The following is a 16182-nucleotide window of genomic DNA, read 5'->3' on the forward strand; positions in this document are numbered from 1 at the left end:
CATCACCCTGAAAGGATAAAAAACGTTATGAATATTGCACAATCCGTCATACTCGTTACCGCCGCAGGCAGCCCATTAGGCAAAGCGATTGCCATGCATTTTTCAACACTGGGTGCACAAGTGGCACTGGTGGATCACAACAAACGGGCACTCAACAATACGCTCATGGCATGTCAGGCCATTCAGCCCCATTGTCAGTCTTACCTGATCGACGATCATGATGAGAGTACCATTGCAACGTTAATCACCAATGTTCATCAAACCTTTGGCAAAATTGATGTGCTACTCAACTGCTGGCTCAGTACGCCTTTACCTGCCTTATTGAGCCCGACCTCCGTGGATCAATTCAGCCGATCACTGGCTGACGCCGTGGCGCCGTTTTTCTTGTTTGGCCAACACACCGCCCATTACATGCGACAGCATCACTGTCGTGGTGTGATCATCAACTTGGCGTTAAATGATGATAGCCTGCATCCGTCACTCAATAGCGGATCCAAAGCCATGGTCTCTGGGTTGACCTCCAGCTGGGCCAAAGAACTGGCCGAATTTAATATCCGCGTCGGCGGCGTCGTCCCTTTGACCCGCGATCACGACGAGATGACGGCTCACACGGTGATTAGCTCACCGTTGCAGTACGAAATTGTTCGCAGCGCGGAATACATTGTCGCGAACGATTACTTCAACGGCCGGATGATCGAAGCCGAAGTCAGTTAGTTCCCCCCCTTTCCTCAGTGGTGTAACAACACCCCACCACTGAGGCCTAAGTTTCATCGTTCTATCGCGCGAACTTAACACTCCGCTCTTATTCCCTTATCTTTTCGCTTTGACTCGACATTCGTCTCTTAATACTCACCTATCTTCTTTCCGGTCTTCCTAGGCACTCGTCCCTTCTCTTTACCGCTCTGACTCAACACTCGCACCTCGAAAACTCGTCACTAGAAACTCGCCCCCCTCTTTTCATCAGACGTAAAAAAGCCCGCCAAAGTGGCGGGCTAAATGTTTACAGTGCGCTAGCTAAACAAGGATTATGCTTCAGCTTTATCTGCTTTCTTTGCTTTTGCAGGCTTAGCAACTTCAACAGGCTCAGACTTCTTGATCACTGTTGTACCTTCGAACGTTTCACCTTCAACGTAAGCATTACCGTAGTAAGCCGCTGTTAGTACGTCTTTCAGCTCGCTGATCAATGGGTAGCGTGGGTTAGCACCTGTACACTGGTCATCAAACGCTTCAACAGACAAGGTATCCACTTTCGCTAGGAAGTCTGCTTCTGGTACGCCAGCCGCTTGGATAGACATAGGAATGTCTAGTGCCACTTTCAGCTCGTCCAACCATGTTAGTAGACGCTCAATCTTCTCAGCAGTGCGGTCACCAGCTTGAGACAGACCTAGGTGGTCAGCCACTTCTGCGTAACGACGACGTGCTTGAGGGCTCGCGTACTGAGAGAATGCCGTTTGCTTAGTTGGGTTATCATTCGCGTTGTAACGTACAACGTTAGAAATCAATAGTGCGTTCGCCAAACCGTGTGGAATGTGGAACTCTGCACCCAACTTGTGGGCCATTGAGTGACATACACCCAAAAAGGCATTCGCAAACGCGATACCCGCGATAGTTGCTGCGTTGTGTACTTTCTCACGTGCGATTGGGTCGTTTGCACCGTTCGCGTAGCTTGAAGGTAGGTATTCTTTAAGCATCTTAAGCGCTTGAAGTGCCTGACCGTCAGAGTATTCGTTCGCAAGAACAGAAACGTAAGCTTCTAGTGCGTGCGTTACTGCATCGTAACCACCGAAAGCAGTCAGTGACTTAGGCATGTTCATCACAAGGTTCGCATCAACGATAGCCATGTGAGGTGTTAGCTCGTAGTCAGCCAGTGGGTATTTTGCACCGGTCTTGTCGTCAGTAACAACCGCAAACGGTGTCACTTCAGAACCTGTACCTGATGTGGTTGTAATACAAACAAGCTCAGCTTTCTTACCCATTTTAGGGAACTTGTAGATACGCTTACGGATGTCCATAAAGCGCATTGCTAGTTCTTCGAAATGCGTTTCTGGGTGCTCGTACATTACCCACATGATCTTCGCCGCATCCATTGGAGAACCGCCACCTAGTGCTAGGATAACGTCTGGCTGGAAGCTCTTCATTGCTTCTGCGCCTTTCTCAACAACAGATAGCGTTGGATCCGCTTCTACGTCGAAGAATGTTTGTACTTCAATGCCTTGTGCTTTCAGTAGTGAAACCACTTCGTCTGCATAACCGTTGTTGAATAGGAAACGGTCAGTCACAAGGAATGCACGCTTCTTACCTTCTAGGTCGCTTAGCGCGATTGGAAGGCTACCACGACGGAAGTAGATAGATTTTGGTAGTTTGTGCCACAACATATTCTCTGCTCGCTTCGCTACTGTCTTCTTGTTGATAAGGTGCTTAGGACCTACGTTCTCAGAGATAGAGTTACCACCCCATGAGCCACAACCAAGAGTCAGAGAAGGTGCAACGTTGAAGTTGTAAAGGTCACCGATACCACCGTGTGTGGTTGGGATGTTTACAAGAATACGTGCAGTTTTTAGCTTGTCACCGAAGTAACGGATACGGTCTGCGTTCACATCTTGGTTAGTGTATAGGCCAGAGGTGTGACCGATACCGCCAATCTCAACCATGGTTACTGCTTGGTCTACGGCGTTTTCAAAAGAAGACGCGCGGAACATACCCAATGTTGGAGACAGTTTTTCGTGAGCGAATTCATCTTCGTACTTCACTTCAACACCTTCACCGATAAGGATCTTGGTGTTAGCTGGTACTTTAACGCCTGCCATTTCAGCAATCTTAGTTGCTGGCTGGCCAACGATGTCTGCGTTTAGTGCACCGTTGATAAGCAGAATTTTACGTACTTTGTCCGCTTCAGCAGCCGTCAATACATAACCGTTGTGAGAAGCAAAACGTGCTTTCACTTCTTCATACACTTCATCCATAACGATAACTGCTTGCTCTGAAGCACAAACAACACCGTTATCGAATGTTTTAGACATCAGTACAGAAGCGACTGCACGCTTAACGTCTGCGGTTTCATCGATAACAACAGGTACGTTACCTGCACCAACACCGATAGCTGGTTTACCTGAAGAGTAAGCCGCTTTAACCATGCCTGGACCACCAGTTGCAAGGATAAGGTTGATGTCATCGTGCTTCATCAGCGCGTTAGATAGTTCGACAGATGGCTGGTCAATCCAACCGATGATGTCTTTTGGTGCGCCAGCTGCAACGGCTGCGTCAAGCACAAGCTTAGCCGCGTCATTCGTTGAGTTTTTAGCACGTGGGTGTGGAGAGAAGATGATCGCGTTACGCGTTTTAAGCGAGATAAGAGATTTGAAGATCGCTGTAGACGTTGGGTTCGTTGTTGGAACGATACCACAAATGATGCCAACAGGTTCTGCGATGGTCATGGTGCCGAACTCTTCGTTCTCTTCCAAGATACCGCATGTTTTTTCGTCTTTGTATTTGTTGTAGATAAATTCTGAAGCGAAGTGGTTTTTGATAACCTTATCTTCAACAATACCCATACCTGATTCAGCAACAGCTTGTTGAGCTAGAGGAATACGCGCATTGTTTGCGGCAAGAGAAGCTGCACGGAAGATCTTATCAACTTGCTCTTGTGAGTAAGTTGCAAACTCTTTCTGAGCCGCTTTTACACGTGCAATCATTGCATCTAGTTCAGCTACATTAGTAACAGCCATAGTTAACTCCTAACTTAATATTGAAAACTTTTTAGTAAGGATACGTTTTACATCCTTTGAGCTACCTGGGCGCATCCAATGCAAACAACTCGGTAACACACATTCTTAGTAAATTGCTTTCAAAACTGATTATATTCTTTCACACCGCGAAAGAAATTGATTTAGATCACTTTCGGCCATTGAGACGTCGATTTTGTAAAAACAAGAGCTAAATCATACATAAATACGCTTCTACGTGGTTACTTTGTGAGCCTGGTGTTTTTATTGCACTCAAAGCATGTAATTCAGCGCCGCATCAACAGCTCTATTTTACGTAATAAACCTACATAAACGATCACAATTAGCGCTCAATGAGACATAAATCACAGTTATTTTTTTGCTCTTACCGAATGGCATATCATCGTGTAGCACGAGATCTACCTCATAGAGGGTACGTGAAAATATCCGCCTTTTACAGTCACGCAACAAACAATTCATAAATAACTTTTAATACCGACTAGGATAACTATTTTTAGTTGGTCTATATCAAGTGTTTAGACTAAAGTATCGCCGATCAACAGTCATGCATGCAGATTCCACTGTTGAGTAGGGATACTTTCTTTCGCGCTTTCTCATCATCAGACAGTCTATTTATGCCATCACTTGAACTTGCCATTTTCCTGCAGTTTTTTGTCGGCTTAATCGCCGCCGTGAACCCTATCGGCATCATGCCGATCTTTGTCTCGCTCACCAGCCATATGAGCCCTGAAGAGCGGAATAAAACCGCCCTGACAGCCAATATTGGTGTGGCTGTGATCTTAACCGTCTCGCTCTTAGCAGGGCAAATGCTGCTGGATATGTTCAGCATTTCACTTGATTCTTTCCGTGTCGCGGGCGGATTACTGCTATTAACCATCGCGTTTTCAATGATGAGCGGTAAGCTGGGGGAAGATAAGCAGAATAAAGAAGAGCGATCAGAGTCGATCAGCCGTGAACAAATCGGTGTGGTACCACTGGCCATGCCGTTAATGGCTGGCCCAGGTGCCATCAGCTCCACGATCGTGTATGGCTCTCGCCACCCCGACATGGCCAGTACCGTTGGCATTGCCCTGACCATTGTACTGTTTGCCACCAGTTGTTGGATGCTGTTCCGCGCCGCGCCGTTGATCGTACGTGTGCTCGGGCAAACCGGTATCAACGTCATCACCCGTATTATGGGTCTGATCTTGGCCGCGTTAGGTATTGAGTTTATCGCTAACGGGTTACGCGCCCTTTTCCCTGGTCTCGCATAACACCCTTTACTTGCATAACATACACCCCGCATTACACACACTTTAATTACCTCACGCTCTCTGTGACAGAGCGTGAGTGTGCTCACTGACGCCCCGACTCCGCCGCCATCCCATGGCTGGTTTCTTTTTGTTGCGCTCGTTTTCCCATCATCTTGTGCCATTAGTCTGAGAATCCACGCGATATCCTTGCATATCACCTTGCTTGCATTGTTCCTCTCGTCAATCCTTTATATGCTATGGCGCTTCAATTTCGACGTCGCGTATACATTTTGACATCGCGCATAACAGGGGAAAGGCAGACCAGTGGTAACACTTACCCGCAAGCAGCGGCTTTATCAGATCATTTTCGGCACCCAAACCAAAGCTGGGCAATATTTTGACATCATCCTGATTGGTGCGATCCTCAGTTCAGAGTTGATCCTGATCTTGTCCTCGGTACAAACCGTCGAATCCCAATACAGCACCCTGCTCACCGTACTGGAGTGGACCTTCACGTTGCTGTTCACTGCCGAGTACATCGTGCGTCTGTATTGCTCCCCGAAACCGTGGGCCTATGCCAAAAGCTTTTACGGCGTGATTGATTTGATTGCTGTGCTACCCAGCTATTTGGCTTTCTTGCTACCGGGATCCAATTACCTGCTGATCGTACGTTTGGTGCGTGTGATGCGGATTTTCCGTATTTTGAAGCTGGCGCGATTCCTGAAAGACTCCAACATCCTGCTGCGATCATTGAAGATGGCACAGCGTAAAATTTTGGTCTTTTTCAGTACGGTGGCCATTCTCGTGACCGTTCTTGGCTCGCTGCTGTACATCATTGAAGGGCCGGATAACGGCTTCACCAGCATTCCAATCAGTATTTACTGGGCGATTGTGACCATCACCACGGTCGGATACGGTGACATTGTGCCGCAAACCGATTTAGGGAAAGCGCTGGCCTCGTTAACCATGCTATTGGGTTACTCCATTTTGGCTGTCCCCACCGGGATCATTACCGCTGAACTCAGCCAAGAAATGAAAACCCAGCGTGAGTTCATTCGTTGTATGAACTGCTCCACCAGCGGCCATGAAGCGGATGCCAAATACTGCCGTAACTGCGGCACTGAACTGCCCGAGCATTTATAACAGGCACAAAAAAACCGGCGTATTCAACGCCGGTTTTTTATTTGAGCTTTTTTATTTGAGCTTTATGACTCGCACTTTCGTGATGGCTTACTTACGACGCCACGTTGTGCCTTGCGGGCCATCTTCCAGTACGATGCCCATCTCGGTCAGCTTATCTCGCGCCACATCGGCAGCCGCCCAGTCTTTCGCCGCTCGTGCATCAAAACGCTGCTGAATCAATGCTTCGATTTCAGCCACATCTTCTGCATCTTTCGTGCTTTGCAAGAACGCTTCTGGTTCTTGTGATAGCAAACCAAGAATGTCAGCCAATTCACGCATACGTGCACCCAGTGCCGATGCCGCCGCCATGTCTTCGTTCTTCAGACGGTTGATTTCACGCGCCATGTCAAACAGTACAGAGTAAGCTTCTGGTGTGTTGAAGTCGTCATCCATCGCTTCGATAAAGCGTGCGATAAACTCATCACCACCGATTGCTGCAACGTTGGTGTCCAAACCGCGCAGTGAGGTGTACAAACGCTCAAGTGCAGAACGCGCTTGCTTCAGGTTATCTTCGCTGTAGTTCAGCTGGCTACGGTAATGGCCTGACATCAGGAAGTAACGAACCGTTTCTGCATCGTAATGTGCCAATACGTCACGGATAGTGAAGAAGTTACCCAATGACTTGGACATCTTTTCACGGTCAACCATCACCATGCCACTGTGCATCCACGTGTTCACGTACTGTGAACCGGTTGCACAGCATGACTGCGCAATTTCGTTTTCATGGTGCGGGAATTGAAGATCCGAACCGCCGCCGTGGATGTCAAAGTGATCACCCAAAATCGCCGAGTTCATGGCTGAACATTCAATGTGCCAACCTGGACGACCCGGGCCCCATGGTGATTCCCATGTTGGTTCACCCGGCTTAGACATTTTCCACAACACGAAGTCCAATGGGCTGCGTTTTGCCATGTCGATATCAACACGTGCACCCGCCTGAAGCTGATCCAAATCTTGCTTAGACAGTTTGCCGTATTCGTCAAACTTGCTCACTTCAAACATCACGTCGCCGTTGCTTGCTACATACGCAAAGCCACGTTCGATCAAACGCTCACACATAGTGATGATTTCAGCAATGTAATCGGTCGCGCGCGGTTCGATATCTGGACGCTTCATGCCAAGGGCATCAAAGTCAGCGTGCATTTCACCGATCAAACGGGCTGTCAGTGAGTCACAGCTTTCGCCGTTTTCTGCCGCGCGTTTAATGATCTTGTCATCGATATCGGTAATGTTACGCACAAACGTCAAGTCGTAACCGGCATAGCGCAAGTAGCGGGATACCACATCAAACGATACGAATGTACGACCGTGACCGATGTGACACAAATCGTAAATGGTAACCCCACAGACATACATGCCTACTTTACCAGGCTGGATGGGTTTGAATGCCTCTTTCTGTTTTGTCAGTGAGTTATAGATCTTCAACATGTCTCTTAGATACTCATTTTCTGGGGTTACGATATAAGAAAGTCATTATACCCAAGCCACTTCAAGATGCCAGTTTCAGTGAGAATATATTGGTCACGGATTGCGCCACGACAGCCCGTATGACAGCGGGATCATCTATAGTTAGATCAATCGTTCCAAGCCGTGAAGCGAGGCACGCTTTCACGATTCCGTCACGCTGATTATTTCATCGATTTCGGCGGTAAAAGGGGTTCCTCAGCAGTTAATATTGACGGCTAATACCAGTAAGATAGAATCCAACGTTTATAGCAATAAACATCCATTTAAAGGACAAGCTCATGGTAACGCTTCACACGACTTTTGGTGACATCAAAATCCAACTAAATACAGAACAAGCACCTGTAACTTGTGAAAACTTCCTGCAGTACTGCCGTGACGGTTTTTACAACGGCACAATCTTCCACCGTGTAATCGACGGTTTCATGGTTCAAGGTGGCGGCATGGCATCTGGCATGGAAGAAAAAGAATCTCGTGCACCGATCAAGAACGAAGCGAACAACGGCCTAAGCAACAAAGTGGGTACACTGGCTATGGCACGTACAATGGAACCGCATTCAGCAAGCTCTCAGTTCTTCATCAACGTGAACGACAACAAATTCCTAGACTTCAAATCAGAGACGCCTGATGGTTGGGGCTACTGTGTATTCGCAGAAGTGGTTGAAGGTATGGACGTTGTAAACAAGATCAAAGCAGTATCAACGGGCAACTGGGGTTACGTACACCAAGATGTACCTGTTGAAGAAGTGCTTATCAACAGCGTAACTATCGAAGCATAAGTCTTCATAAGGGGCGGCCAGAGTGTCGCCCCTTTTTTTCCTATGACAACACTCTTTATTGCAGATTTGCACCTCAGTGCCGAACGCACTGACATTACCGATTGTTTCCTGCGTTTCATGGCACACGACACACAAGGGATTGATGCCCTCTATGTGTTGGGTGATTTATTTGAAATGTGGATCGGTGACGACGATGACTCCCCTTTCCACCAGCAGATCAAGCAGGCCTTTCGCCAGCTAACTGACCGTGGGATCCCGTGCTATTTCATTCATGGCAACCGCGACTTTCTTGTGGGGCAGCGATTCAGTCGTGAAACCGGCGTGCAGCTATTACCTGAGCACACCGTGATTGATCTTTATGGCATCCCAACACTGGTGCTGCATGGTGACACCTTATGCACCCTCGATGAAGCCTATCAAAAGTACCGTAAAAAAGTGCATAACCGCTTTATTCAATGGCTATTTTTCCGTCTACCGCTCCGCTACCGCCAACAAATCGGCCAGAAGATGCGTGGCAACAGCAGTAAAAATAATCAGGCGAAAACACAACGCATCATGGATGTGACACCGAGTGAAGTGCTGGCGTTGATGAGCGAGTATCAGGTTAATCAGATGATCCACGGCCATACCCACCGCCCGGATGTGCATCATTTGTCCCTGCACGGCCAACCTGCAACACGCACCGTGCTGGGAGATTGGTATGATCATGGGTCGGTACTGGTGTGCACCCCTGAGGGGAATACCTTAGAGACCCGTGATTTCAGTGCGCCCGAGGCCACACCACACACTGCGCACTCACCGGCCTAGCGATACGTGTTGCTTGCCCATGCACGAATAACGCCGAAGCCTAGCCTAAGAAAGCGGGGAAACCGGATCGTCAGACACAAAAAAGGTACGCCATGCGTACCTTTTTCTTTTTCACCCGTACTTTATGACCGGTCCATTATGACCAGCCTATTATGATTCGGAACCCGACAAGATCGGTGACGATACTTCCGTACCTTTCTCTGCGTCTTTCACCATCTCTTTCGCCGGCTCTTTCGCAGCTAAAGCGTGTGGGCGCTCTTGACGCCAAGAACGGTACATCGTCAACGACGTGTACAACACCACCCCAATCACCAGCCACGCCAACACGTGCATATCCAGCGATTTCACCAAGTATGCGGCAATCACGACCCCAATCGGACCGGTAATTGCCACCACTAAGGCGGCACGGCTGTTAATACGATTGCGGACAATAAAGCCACCGGCGGAGAAGAAACTCAAAAATGCGCACGAGCACATCATGATTGGGAACGCCGCCAAAGGATGCATACCGAGTAGATACACCATGGTCATACACGGTGCATACAAGCCAATGCCCACTGTCATCAAGGCGCCGAACAAGAAGTTACCGGCAATCGCAATCGCCAACTTCCAGCCTGTCAGCCCCAAGGCCATGCCACCCAGCGGTAACAACTTGAGCTGCCCCGCCAACATCATGCCTGCAATCGCCAGTAACGCGCCACACATGACGATACGGATCAACTGTCTGTCCCAGCTTGAGACCAAACGAGCGCCAAAGGTTGCCCCTAAGCACGCCGCAATCACCATGCTAACAAGGGTTGTCGGATCCACATCCACCGCAGTCAAAAAGATCAGCGATTGAAACACCGTCGCCATCACCGCTTGGCAATTTAACGTGCCCGGCAAAAGCTGGTCATCAACCAGTTTAAATTGTTTATAACCTGCGGTTTTAATAGCAAAGCTGCCGATACCTAAGGTATCACAGAAATTGGCCACCCCGCCGATAAGGCCAATGGGTAGGATCTTAGTTTGTGCTTCCTGCTTACGATTTTTACGCCATGCCATTAGCAGCATGACCATAAAAACGCATCCACCTACAAGCAATCCCGCTTGTATGACTGTGAATACTGTCATGAGTTACACATTATTTTGCGAAAGGAAAGGAATTATCTATTAAGATTAAGGCTTATTCTATGCGTCACGTCAGAGCGATACGGCTGAATCAGCATCCGTATTGACCCGCAATGACAGTAAGAAGCATGGGTATCATACCGATTTTGGCGGGCCACTGGCAAATATACGGCCATTTCAACAATATTACCGATCGCGAGTTTTGCCTCTTTTATGCATTCATACCTTGCCAGACAACCCATTCTCAACCGCAAAAAAGAAACCATTGGCTACGAATTGCTGTTTCGTGATGGCCCGAATAATGCTTTCCCCGGTGTCGAAGCCGAACACGCTACCCACCGCCTACTGACCGATAACTTCCTTGGCGGAAGCTCGTTGCATGTTGCTGCCGGTAAAAAAGCCTTTATCAATTTCCCCTATAGCAGCCTGATCAAGCGCACGCCGCTGATGTTTGCTAAAGAAAGCTTCATCATTGAAATTCTCGAATCGTGTGAACCGGATGATGCCTTGCTTGATGCGGTAATGGAACTGCATCATATCGGTTACACGTTGGCGCTGGATGATTTCATTCCGTCACCGCCGTGGAATCGCTTTTTGCCGTATATCCACATCATTAAGTTTGATATTCGCGCTATCCCCATCAGCCGTGCTGGTTTTTTCATTCGTCAGCATCGTAAAAAAGGCAGCCCTTTGCGCTTTTTAGCTGAAAAAGTCGAAAGCCATGCCGAGTTTATGGCCGCCCGAGATGCCGGATTTGACTGGTTTCAAGGCTACTTTTTCAGTCGTCCAGAATTACTGCGACAAAAAACCTTGTCACCTTCCGCCCTGACCATATTGCGTTTATATCAGGCCATCAGCCAACCTGAGCTGGATCTCAGCCACATCGAACAGCTCATCACGAACGATGTGTCACTGTCTTACAAGCTGTTGCGCCACGTCAACAACATGACCGCGCCGCGAGCCAAGCCGATGTCATCGTTTAAACAAGCCCTAGCGTTTATGGGGGAAACCCAGTTACGCCGCTTTGTCACCTTTGTTGCCACCTCACAAGCGACCGAAGATAAACCCCTGTCGCTCTATTTGCTGTCACTGCAACGCGCCCGTTTCTGCGAATACCTCAGTCAGCACATCACGCCAAAAGTCAGAGCGAACCAAGCATTTCTTACCGGTTTGTTTTCGTTGCTGGAATCCATGCTGGATCAGCCCATTGATGTGATCATTGATCAATTGGCACTGAATAAAGCCATCCGCCATGCATTGATCGCCCAACACGGTGAGCTGGGGTTGTTGCTGCAATTGGCAATCGCCTACGACAATGCCGATTGGCCGCGCATTCGCCAACTCAGTCAGATTTTGCATGTCCCTGAATCTGTCGTTGCAGAACAGTATCTAGAGTCATTAAAATGGGCCACTCATCATGAACAACACACTACCGAGTAAACCATGACCCAACGTCATTTGTCGTGCCCGTGCGGAAACAAACGCCCACTGGCAGAATGCTGCCAACCGATCCACCAAAACCCAGCCCTTGCAACACACCCTGAGCAACTGATGCGCGCACGCTACAGTGCTCACGTATTGGGCTTGGTGGACTTTGTCGTTCAGACGTATCACGCCAGCTGCGAAGCCGAACAACACCGCGATGCCATCGCAGAATCCGTGAATACCAAGTGGCTTGGCCTTGACGTGATCAATAGCGAAATCGCAGACAATGGCGAAGGGTTTGTTGAGTTTCAAGCCTTCTACCGTGACGGTAAAGAAGAATACTGCCTGCATGAGCGTTCTCGCTTTTTGCAAGAAGACGTTAACGGCGAAGCGCAATGGTTCTACCTTGACGGTGAATACCCAGAGCCGGAAGCCCCCGAAGTACTGACGCCAGCTGTGAGCGACAAAATTGGCCGTAACGACCCGTGTGTATGCGGCAGCGGTAAAAAATACAAGAAGTGTTGCGGCTAACGACGCCCGTCATCGAATTGTCTCTTGCTCCACAGGCCGCTGGCGTGTGGAGCAGATACATTTCCCCCTTTCACCTGACACATATCCCTTTCCCCTGACACATCCATCGCCTGCGCAGCAACAGCACAAACGTCGGGGCAATCGCGACATACTGACAATTTCCCTCTAATCGCTTGCCCAGAAAAAGCCCGCATAATGCCACTGCAAAAAGTCGTTAACAGACAGCCTGTTTCTGTTGTTTTTACATGGTAAATGAAAGCAAAAATCGGTGGTAATGCAGAGAGATACCCACAATAGGTACAGTCCAACAACACACGCACAATGAAATTTAATATTTCCTTAAAATACCTGTTGCAAAAAACCCGTAGCTTGGTTAGTGTGAATATCAAGCACAGCGTTAATAAAGATTTAGACAGAGTACATAATTATGCGTATCGACATGGTAAACCTACATCACCATCATCATCCTGATTAGTCTTTCGGGAGGATACGCCTCACTCTGGAAGACACCCATCACTCTTCCAGCGGTCAGATAAGCACTCAGCATTCAAGACCCTCGGGAGAGACATTTTCCGAGGGTTTTTCCGTTTTTACGCGCCACCATTTTTCGCTACACCATTTTCCGTTCACAGGGATGACAGGGATCAGAATTATGCAAACACAACGACTACGTATTGCCATTCAAAAAAAGGGACGCTTGAGCAAAGAGTGCCAAGAGCTACTAAAGCGCTGTGGCGTGAAGTTCAACATGGTCGGGGAACGCCTCGTCGTTCACGCTGAAAACATGCCGATTGATTTACTGCTGGTCCGTGATGACGATATTCCCGGCTTGATCATGGATGGCGTGGTGGATTTGGGCGTGATCGGCGAAAACGAGCTGGAAGAAGTCGCCCTTGAGCGTATCGCCCGTGGTGAGCCGGCCAACTATGAAAAACTGCGTCGCCTCGATTTCGGCGGCTGCCGCCTCTCGATTGCCATCAACAAGGGCGCGACGTACAACGGCCCACAAGATCTGCAAGGCCAGCGCATTGCCACCACGTATCCACAATTAGTGAAACGTTATATGGATGAGCAAGGCGTACAATTCAGTACCTGTATGCTGAACGGCTCGGTTGAAGTCGCTCCCCGTGCCGGTCTGGCCGATGCCATTTGTGATCTTGTTTCTACCGGCGCTACGCTAGAAGCCAATGGCCTGAAAGAAGCGGAAGTGATCTTGCGCTCGAAAGCGGTGCTGATCCAACGTACCGGTGACTTCTGCTACGACAAGCAAGCCTTGATCAATCGCCTGCTGACCCGTATGCAAGGGGTGATCCAAGCCAAAGAATCCAAGTACATCATGCTGCATGCCCCGACAGACCGCCTTGAGCAAATCAAAGATTTGCTGCCGGGTGCCGAAGATCCAACGGTACTGCCACTGTCTCAAGACAAAAACCGTGTCGCTATCCATTTAGTCAGCTCTGAAAATCTGTTCTGGGAAACCATGGAGCAACTCAAAGAGTTGGGTGCCAGCTCCATCCTTGTGCTGCCAATTGAAAAAATGATGGAGTAAGCGATGAAAACTGTTGTCTGGCAATCACTGAGCGAAACACAGCAAAACAGCGTGTTAGAACGCCCTGCGATCACAGAAGGCGCAAACATTACCGCGGCGGTGTCATCGGTCATCGCCCAAGTACAAACCGACGGCGATGCGGCACTGAAAGCGCTCACGGCAAAATTCGACAACGTGGCACTCGATAACCTGCGCGTGTCGGAAGAGGCCATTGTGGCTGCGTCTGGTCGTTTAACGGACACCATGAAGCAAGCCCTTCAAGCGGCTTACAACAACATCAGCACTTTCCATGAGGCGCAACGTCCGGCAGCCATTCGTGTGGAAACCCAACCGGGCGTGGTCTGTGAGCAAGTCACCCGCCCTATCAATGCGGTCGGGCTATACATTCCCGGTGGCAGTGCACCGTTGCCGTCAACGGTATTGATGCTGGGTGTACCCGCGAAAATTGCAGGCTGTGCACGTGCTATTCTGTGTTCGCCACCACCAATTGCCGATGAAATTCTCTATGTCGCCCAACTGTGTGGCATTGAAGAGGTCTACCAACTGGGCGGCGCCCAAGCGGTCGCGGCCATGGCGTATGGCACCGAAAGCATCACGAAAGTGGACAAAATCTTTGGTCCGGGCAATGCCTACGTGACCGAAGCCAAACGCCAGATCAGCAATGACTTCCGTGGCGCCGCTATTGATATGCCAGCAGGCCCTTCCGAAGTATTAGTGATTGCCGACAGCAGTGCGGATCCCGATTTCATCGCCGCCGATTTACTGAGCCAAGCCGAACACGGCCCGGATTCTCAGGTTGTGTTGGTGACGCCGGATCCTGCGTTGGCAGACCGTGTCGCCGATGCCATTCACAGCCAATTGCTGCAACTCAGCCGCGCCGACATTGCTCGTCAGGCACTGGGCGCCAGCATTTTGATTGTGGCGGACTCCATTGCAGAATGTGTTGCGATTTCTAACCGTTACGGCCCCGAGCACCTGATCGTCCAAACGGACAACCCGCGTGCGCTGCTGCCTGAATTGGATAACGCAGGATCGATTTTCCTTGGCAAGTGGTCACCCGAGTCCGTGGGGGATTATGCCTCTGGGACCAACCACGTACTGCCAACCTACGGGTATACCCGTACCTATTCGAGTCTGGGCTTGGCGGATTTCTCCAAGCGCATGACCGTACAAGAATTAAGTTGTGATGGCTTACTGGCGATTGCGCCAGTGGTTGAAGCCATTGCCGATGCCGAAGGGCTTGATGCCCACAAACGTGCCGTCACCCTCCGAGTTGAGAAGTTAAAGGAGCTGTAATGAGCCAGAATATTGAAGCATTGGCCCGTAAAACGGTCAGAGAAATGACCCCGTACATGTCTGCCCGCCGCTTGGGTGGTTGTGGGGACATTTGGCTCAATGCGAACGAATCCCCGTTCGTGAATGAATACACCATCAAAAGTGACCGTCTCAACCGCTACAGCACGTGTCAACCGGATACCCTGATTGGCGCCTACGCCAGTTATGCCGGTATTGACCGCGACTACGTACTGACCTCTCGCGGTGCCGATGAAGGGATTGAACTGTTAGTGCGCGCATTCTGTGAGCCCAATAAAGACGCCATTCTGTACTGTCCGCCAACGTATGGCATGTACGCGATCAGTGCACAAACGTTTGATGTGGCCGCCAAGCAAGTGCCGTTAACGGCGGACTGGCAATTAGATTTAGACGCCATTGCCGCCCACCTCGATGACGTGAAGCTGGTGTTTGTCTGCAGCCCGAATAACCCGACCGGCAATCTGCTCAACCGTGCGGACATTGAAGCGCTGTTAACCCTGACAGCCGACCGTGCCTTAGTGGTGGTGGATGAAGCCTACATTGATTTTTGCATGGACGCCTCAGTGGTGGACTTACTCAATCAATACCCGAACTTGGTGATCCTGCGTACGCTGTCTAAAGCTTTTGCGCTCGCTGGCCTGCGTTGCGGCTTCACCCTTGCCCACCCGATTGTCATCGAGTTGCTGCTGAAAGTGATCGCGCCGTATCCGGTACCGGTACCGGTGGCGGACATTGCCGTTGAAGCCCTATCGCCTGCTGGTTTGGCCCGCACCAAATTCCAAGTGCTCGATCTCAGTGCCAACCGCGCTTACCTGCAAGCCGGGTTGGGCATGTTACCGGGGGTCGAGGTCTTTGACGGTTACGGCAACTACCTGTTAGTGAAATTTCCTGACAGCGAAGGCCTGTTTAACGCCCTGTGGGAAAACGGCATCATTTTACGCCGTAGCCCAATCGAAGGCTGCATCCGCATCAGTGTCGGTAGCCGTGATGAGTGCGAAAAAACCCTCGCCTTCATTCGTCAACAACTCGCGTAATCGCGCACAATA

Annotated in this window: 13 protein-coding genes and 1 other annotated feature; of the genes, 10 read left to right on the top strand and 3 right to left on the bottom strand. The window is 49.6% G+C overall.

The window, feature by feature from the left end:
• The first annotated feature begins 27 nt into the window (after positions 1-27).
• Positions 28-714, top strand: a complete 687-nt coding sequence (locus tag ACSF8W_RS10035; RefSeq protein ID WP_428477300.1) for an SDR family oxidoreductase — start codon at positions 28-30, stop codon at positions 712-714.
• A 311-nt stretch (positions 715-1025) separates the two neighbouring features.
• Here ACSF8W_RS10035 and adhE read toward each other — a convergent pair whose 3' ends face one another.
• On the bottom strand, positions 1026-3725 hold the full coding sequence (adhE, locus tag ACSF8W_RS10040; protein ID WP_428477301.1) for a bifunctional acetaldehyde-CoA/alcohol dehydrogenase: 2700 nt from the start codon (positions 3723-3725) through the stop codon (positions 1026-1028).
• 632 nt (positions 3726-4357) lie between these two features.
• On the opposite strand from adhE, the gene ACSF8W_RS10045 reads away from it, so the two are divergent.
• On the top strand, positions 4358-4996 hold the full coding sequence (locus tag ACSF8W_RS10045) for a YchE family NAAT transporter (RefSeq protein ID WP_500847194.1): 639 nt from the start codon (positions 4358-4360) through the stop codon (positions 4994-4996).
• Positions 4997-5299: 303 nt separating this feature from the next.
• Positions 5300-6118 carry an ion transporter gene (locus ACSF8W_RS10050; RefSeq protein ID WP_500847195.1) on the top strand — a complete coding sequence of 273 codons (819 nt, stop codon included), beginning with the start codon at positions 5300-5302 and terminating at the stop codon, positions 6116-6118.
• Between the two features lie 87 nt (positions 6119-6205).
• On the opposite strand, the gene cysS is transcribed toward ACSF8W_RS10050, so the two are convergent.
• Positions 6206-7585 carry a cysteine--tRNA ligase gene (gene cysS, locus ACSF8W_RS10055; protein WP_500847196.1) on the bottom strand — a complete coding sequence of 460 codons (1380 nt, stop codon included), beginning with the start codon at positions 7583-7585 and terminating at the stop codon, positions 6206-6208.
• A 317-nt stretch (positions 7586-7902) separates the two neighbouring features.
• On the opposite strand from cysS, the gene ACSF8W_RS10060 reads away from it, so the two are divergent.
• Positions 7903-8400, top strand: a complete 498-nt coding sequence (locus tag ACSF8W_RS10060) for a peptidylprolyl isomerase (RefSeq protein ID WP_428477305.1) — start codon at positions 7903-7905, stop codon at positions 8398-8400.
• Positions 8401-8442: 42 nt separating this feature from the next.
• Positions 8443-9207 (top strand): UDP-2,3-diacylglucosamine diphosphatase, encoded by a 765-nt coding sequence (lpxH, locus tag ACSF8W_RS10065; protein ID WP_500847197.1) that lies wholly within the window; start codon positions 8443-8445, stop codon positions 9205-9207.
• Between the two features lie 150 nt (positions 9208-9357).
• On the opposite strand, the gene ACSF8W_RS10070 is transcribed toward lpxH, so the two are convergent.
• Positions 9358-10320, bottom strand: a complete 963-nt coding sequence (locus ACSF8W_RS10070; protein ID WP_500847198.1) for a sulfite exporter TauE/SafE family protein — start codon at positions 10318-10320, stop codon at positions 9358-9360.
• Positions 10321-10530: 210 nt separating this feature from the next.
• Between ACSF8W_RS10070 and ACSF8W_RS10075 the strand changes: the two genes are divergently transcribed.
• The 5 genes from ACSF8W_RS10075 to hisC all read left to right on the top strand — a co-directional run bounded on the left by ACSF8W_RS10075 (position 10531) and on the right by hisC (position 16170).
• Positions 10531-11757, top strand: coding sequence for an EAL and HDOD domain-containing protein (locus ACSF8W_RS10075; protein ID WP_500847199.1), 1227 nt, complete (start codon positions 10531-10533; stop codon positions 11755-11757).
• A 3-nt stretch (positions 11758-11760) separates the two neighbouring features.
• Positions 11761-12273, top strand: a complete 513-nt coding sequence (locus ACSF8W_RS10080; protein ID WP_500847200.1) for a YchJ family protein — start codon at positions 11761-11763, stop codon at positions 12271-12273.
• A gap of 450 nt (positions 12274-12723) precedes the next feature.
• Positions 12724-12861: a sequence feature (His leader region), on the top strand.
• Positions 12862-12925: 64 nt separating this feature from the next.
• Complete coding sequence (gene hisG / locus ACSF8W_RS10085; RefSeq protein ID WP_428477310.1) at positions 12926-13822, top strand: ATP phosphoribosyltransferase; 897 nt, start codon at positions 12926-12928, stop codon at positions 13820-13822.
• A gap of 3 nt (positions 13823-13825) precedes the next feature.
• Complete coding sequence (gene hisD / locus ACSF8W_RS10090) at positions 13826-15118, top strand: histidinol dehydrogenase (RefSeq protein WP_500847201.1); 1293 nt, start codon at positions 13826-13828, stop codon at positions 15116-15118.
• Between the two features lie 11 nt (positions 15119-15129).
• Positions 15130-16170, top strand: coding sequence for a histidinol-phosphate transaminase (hisC, locus tag ACSF8W_RS10095; protein WP_500847305.1), 1041 nt, complete (start codon positions 15130-15132; stop codon positions 16168-16170).
• The last annotated feature ends 12 nt before the right edge of the window (positions 16171-16182 follow it).

The organism is Photobacterium sp. 270122K (assembly GCF_059941365.1).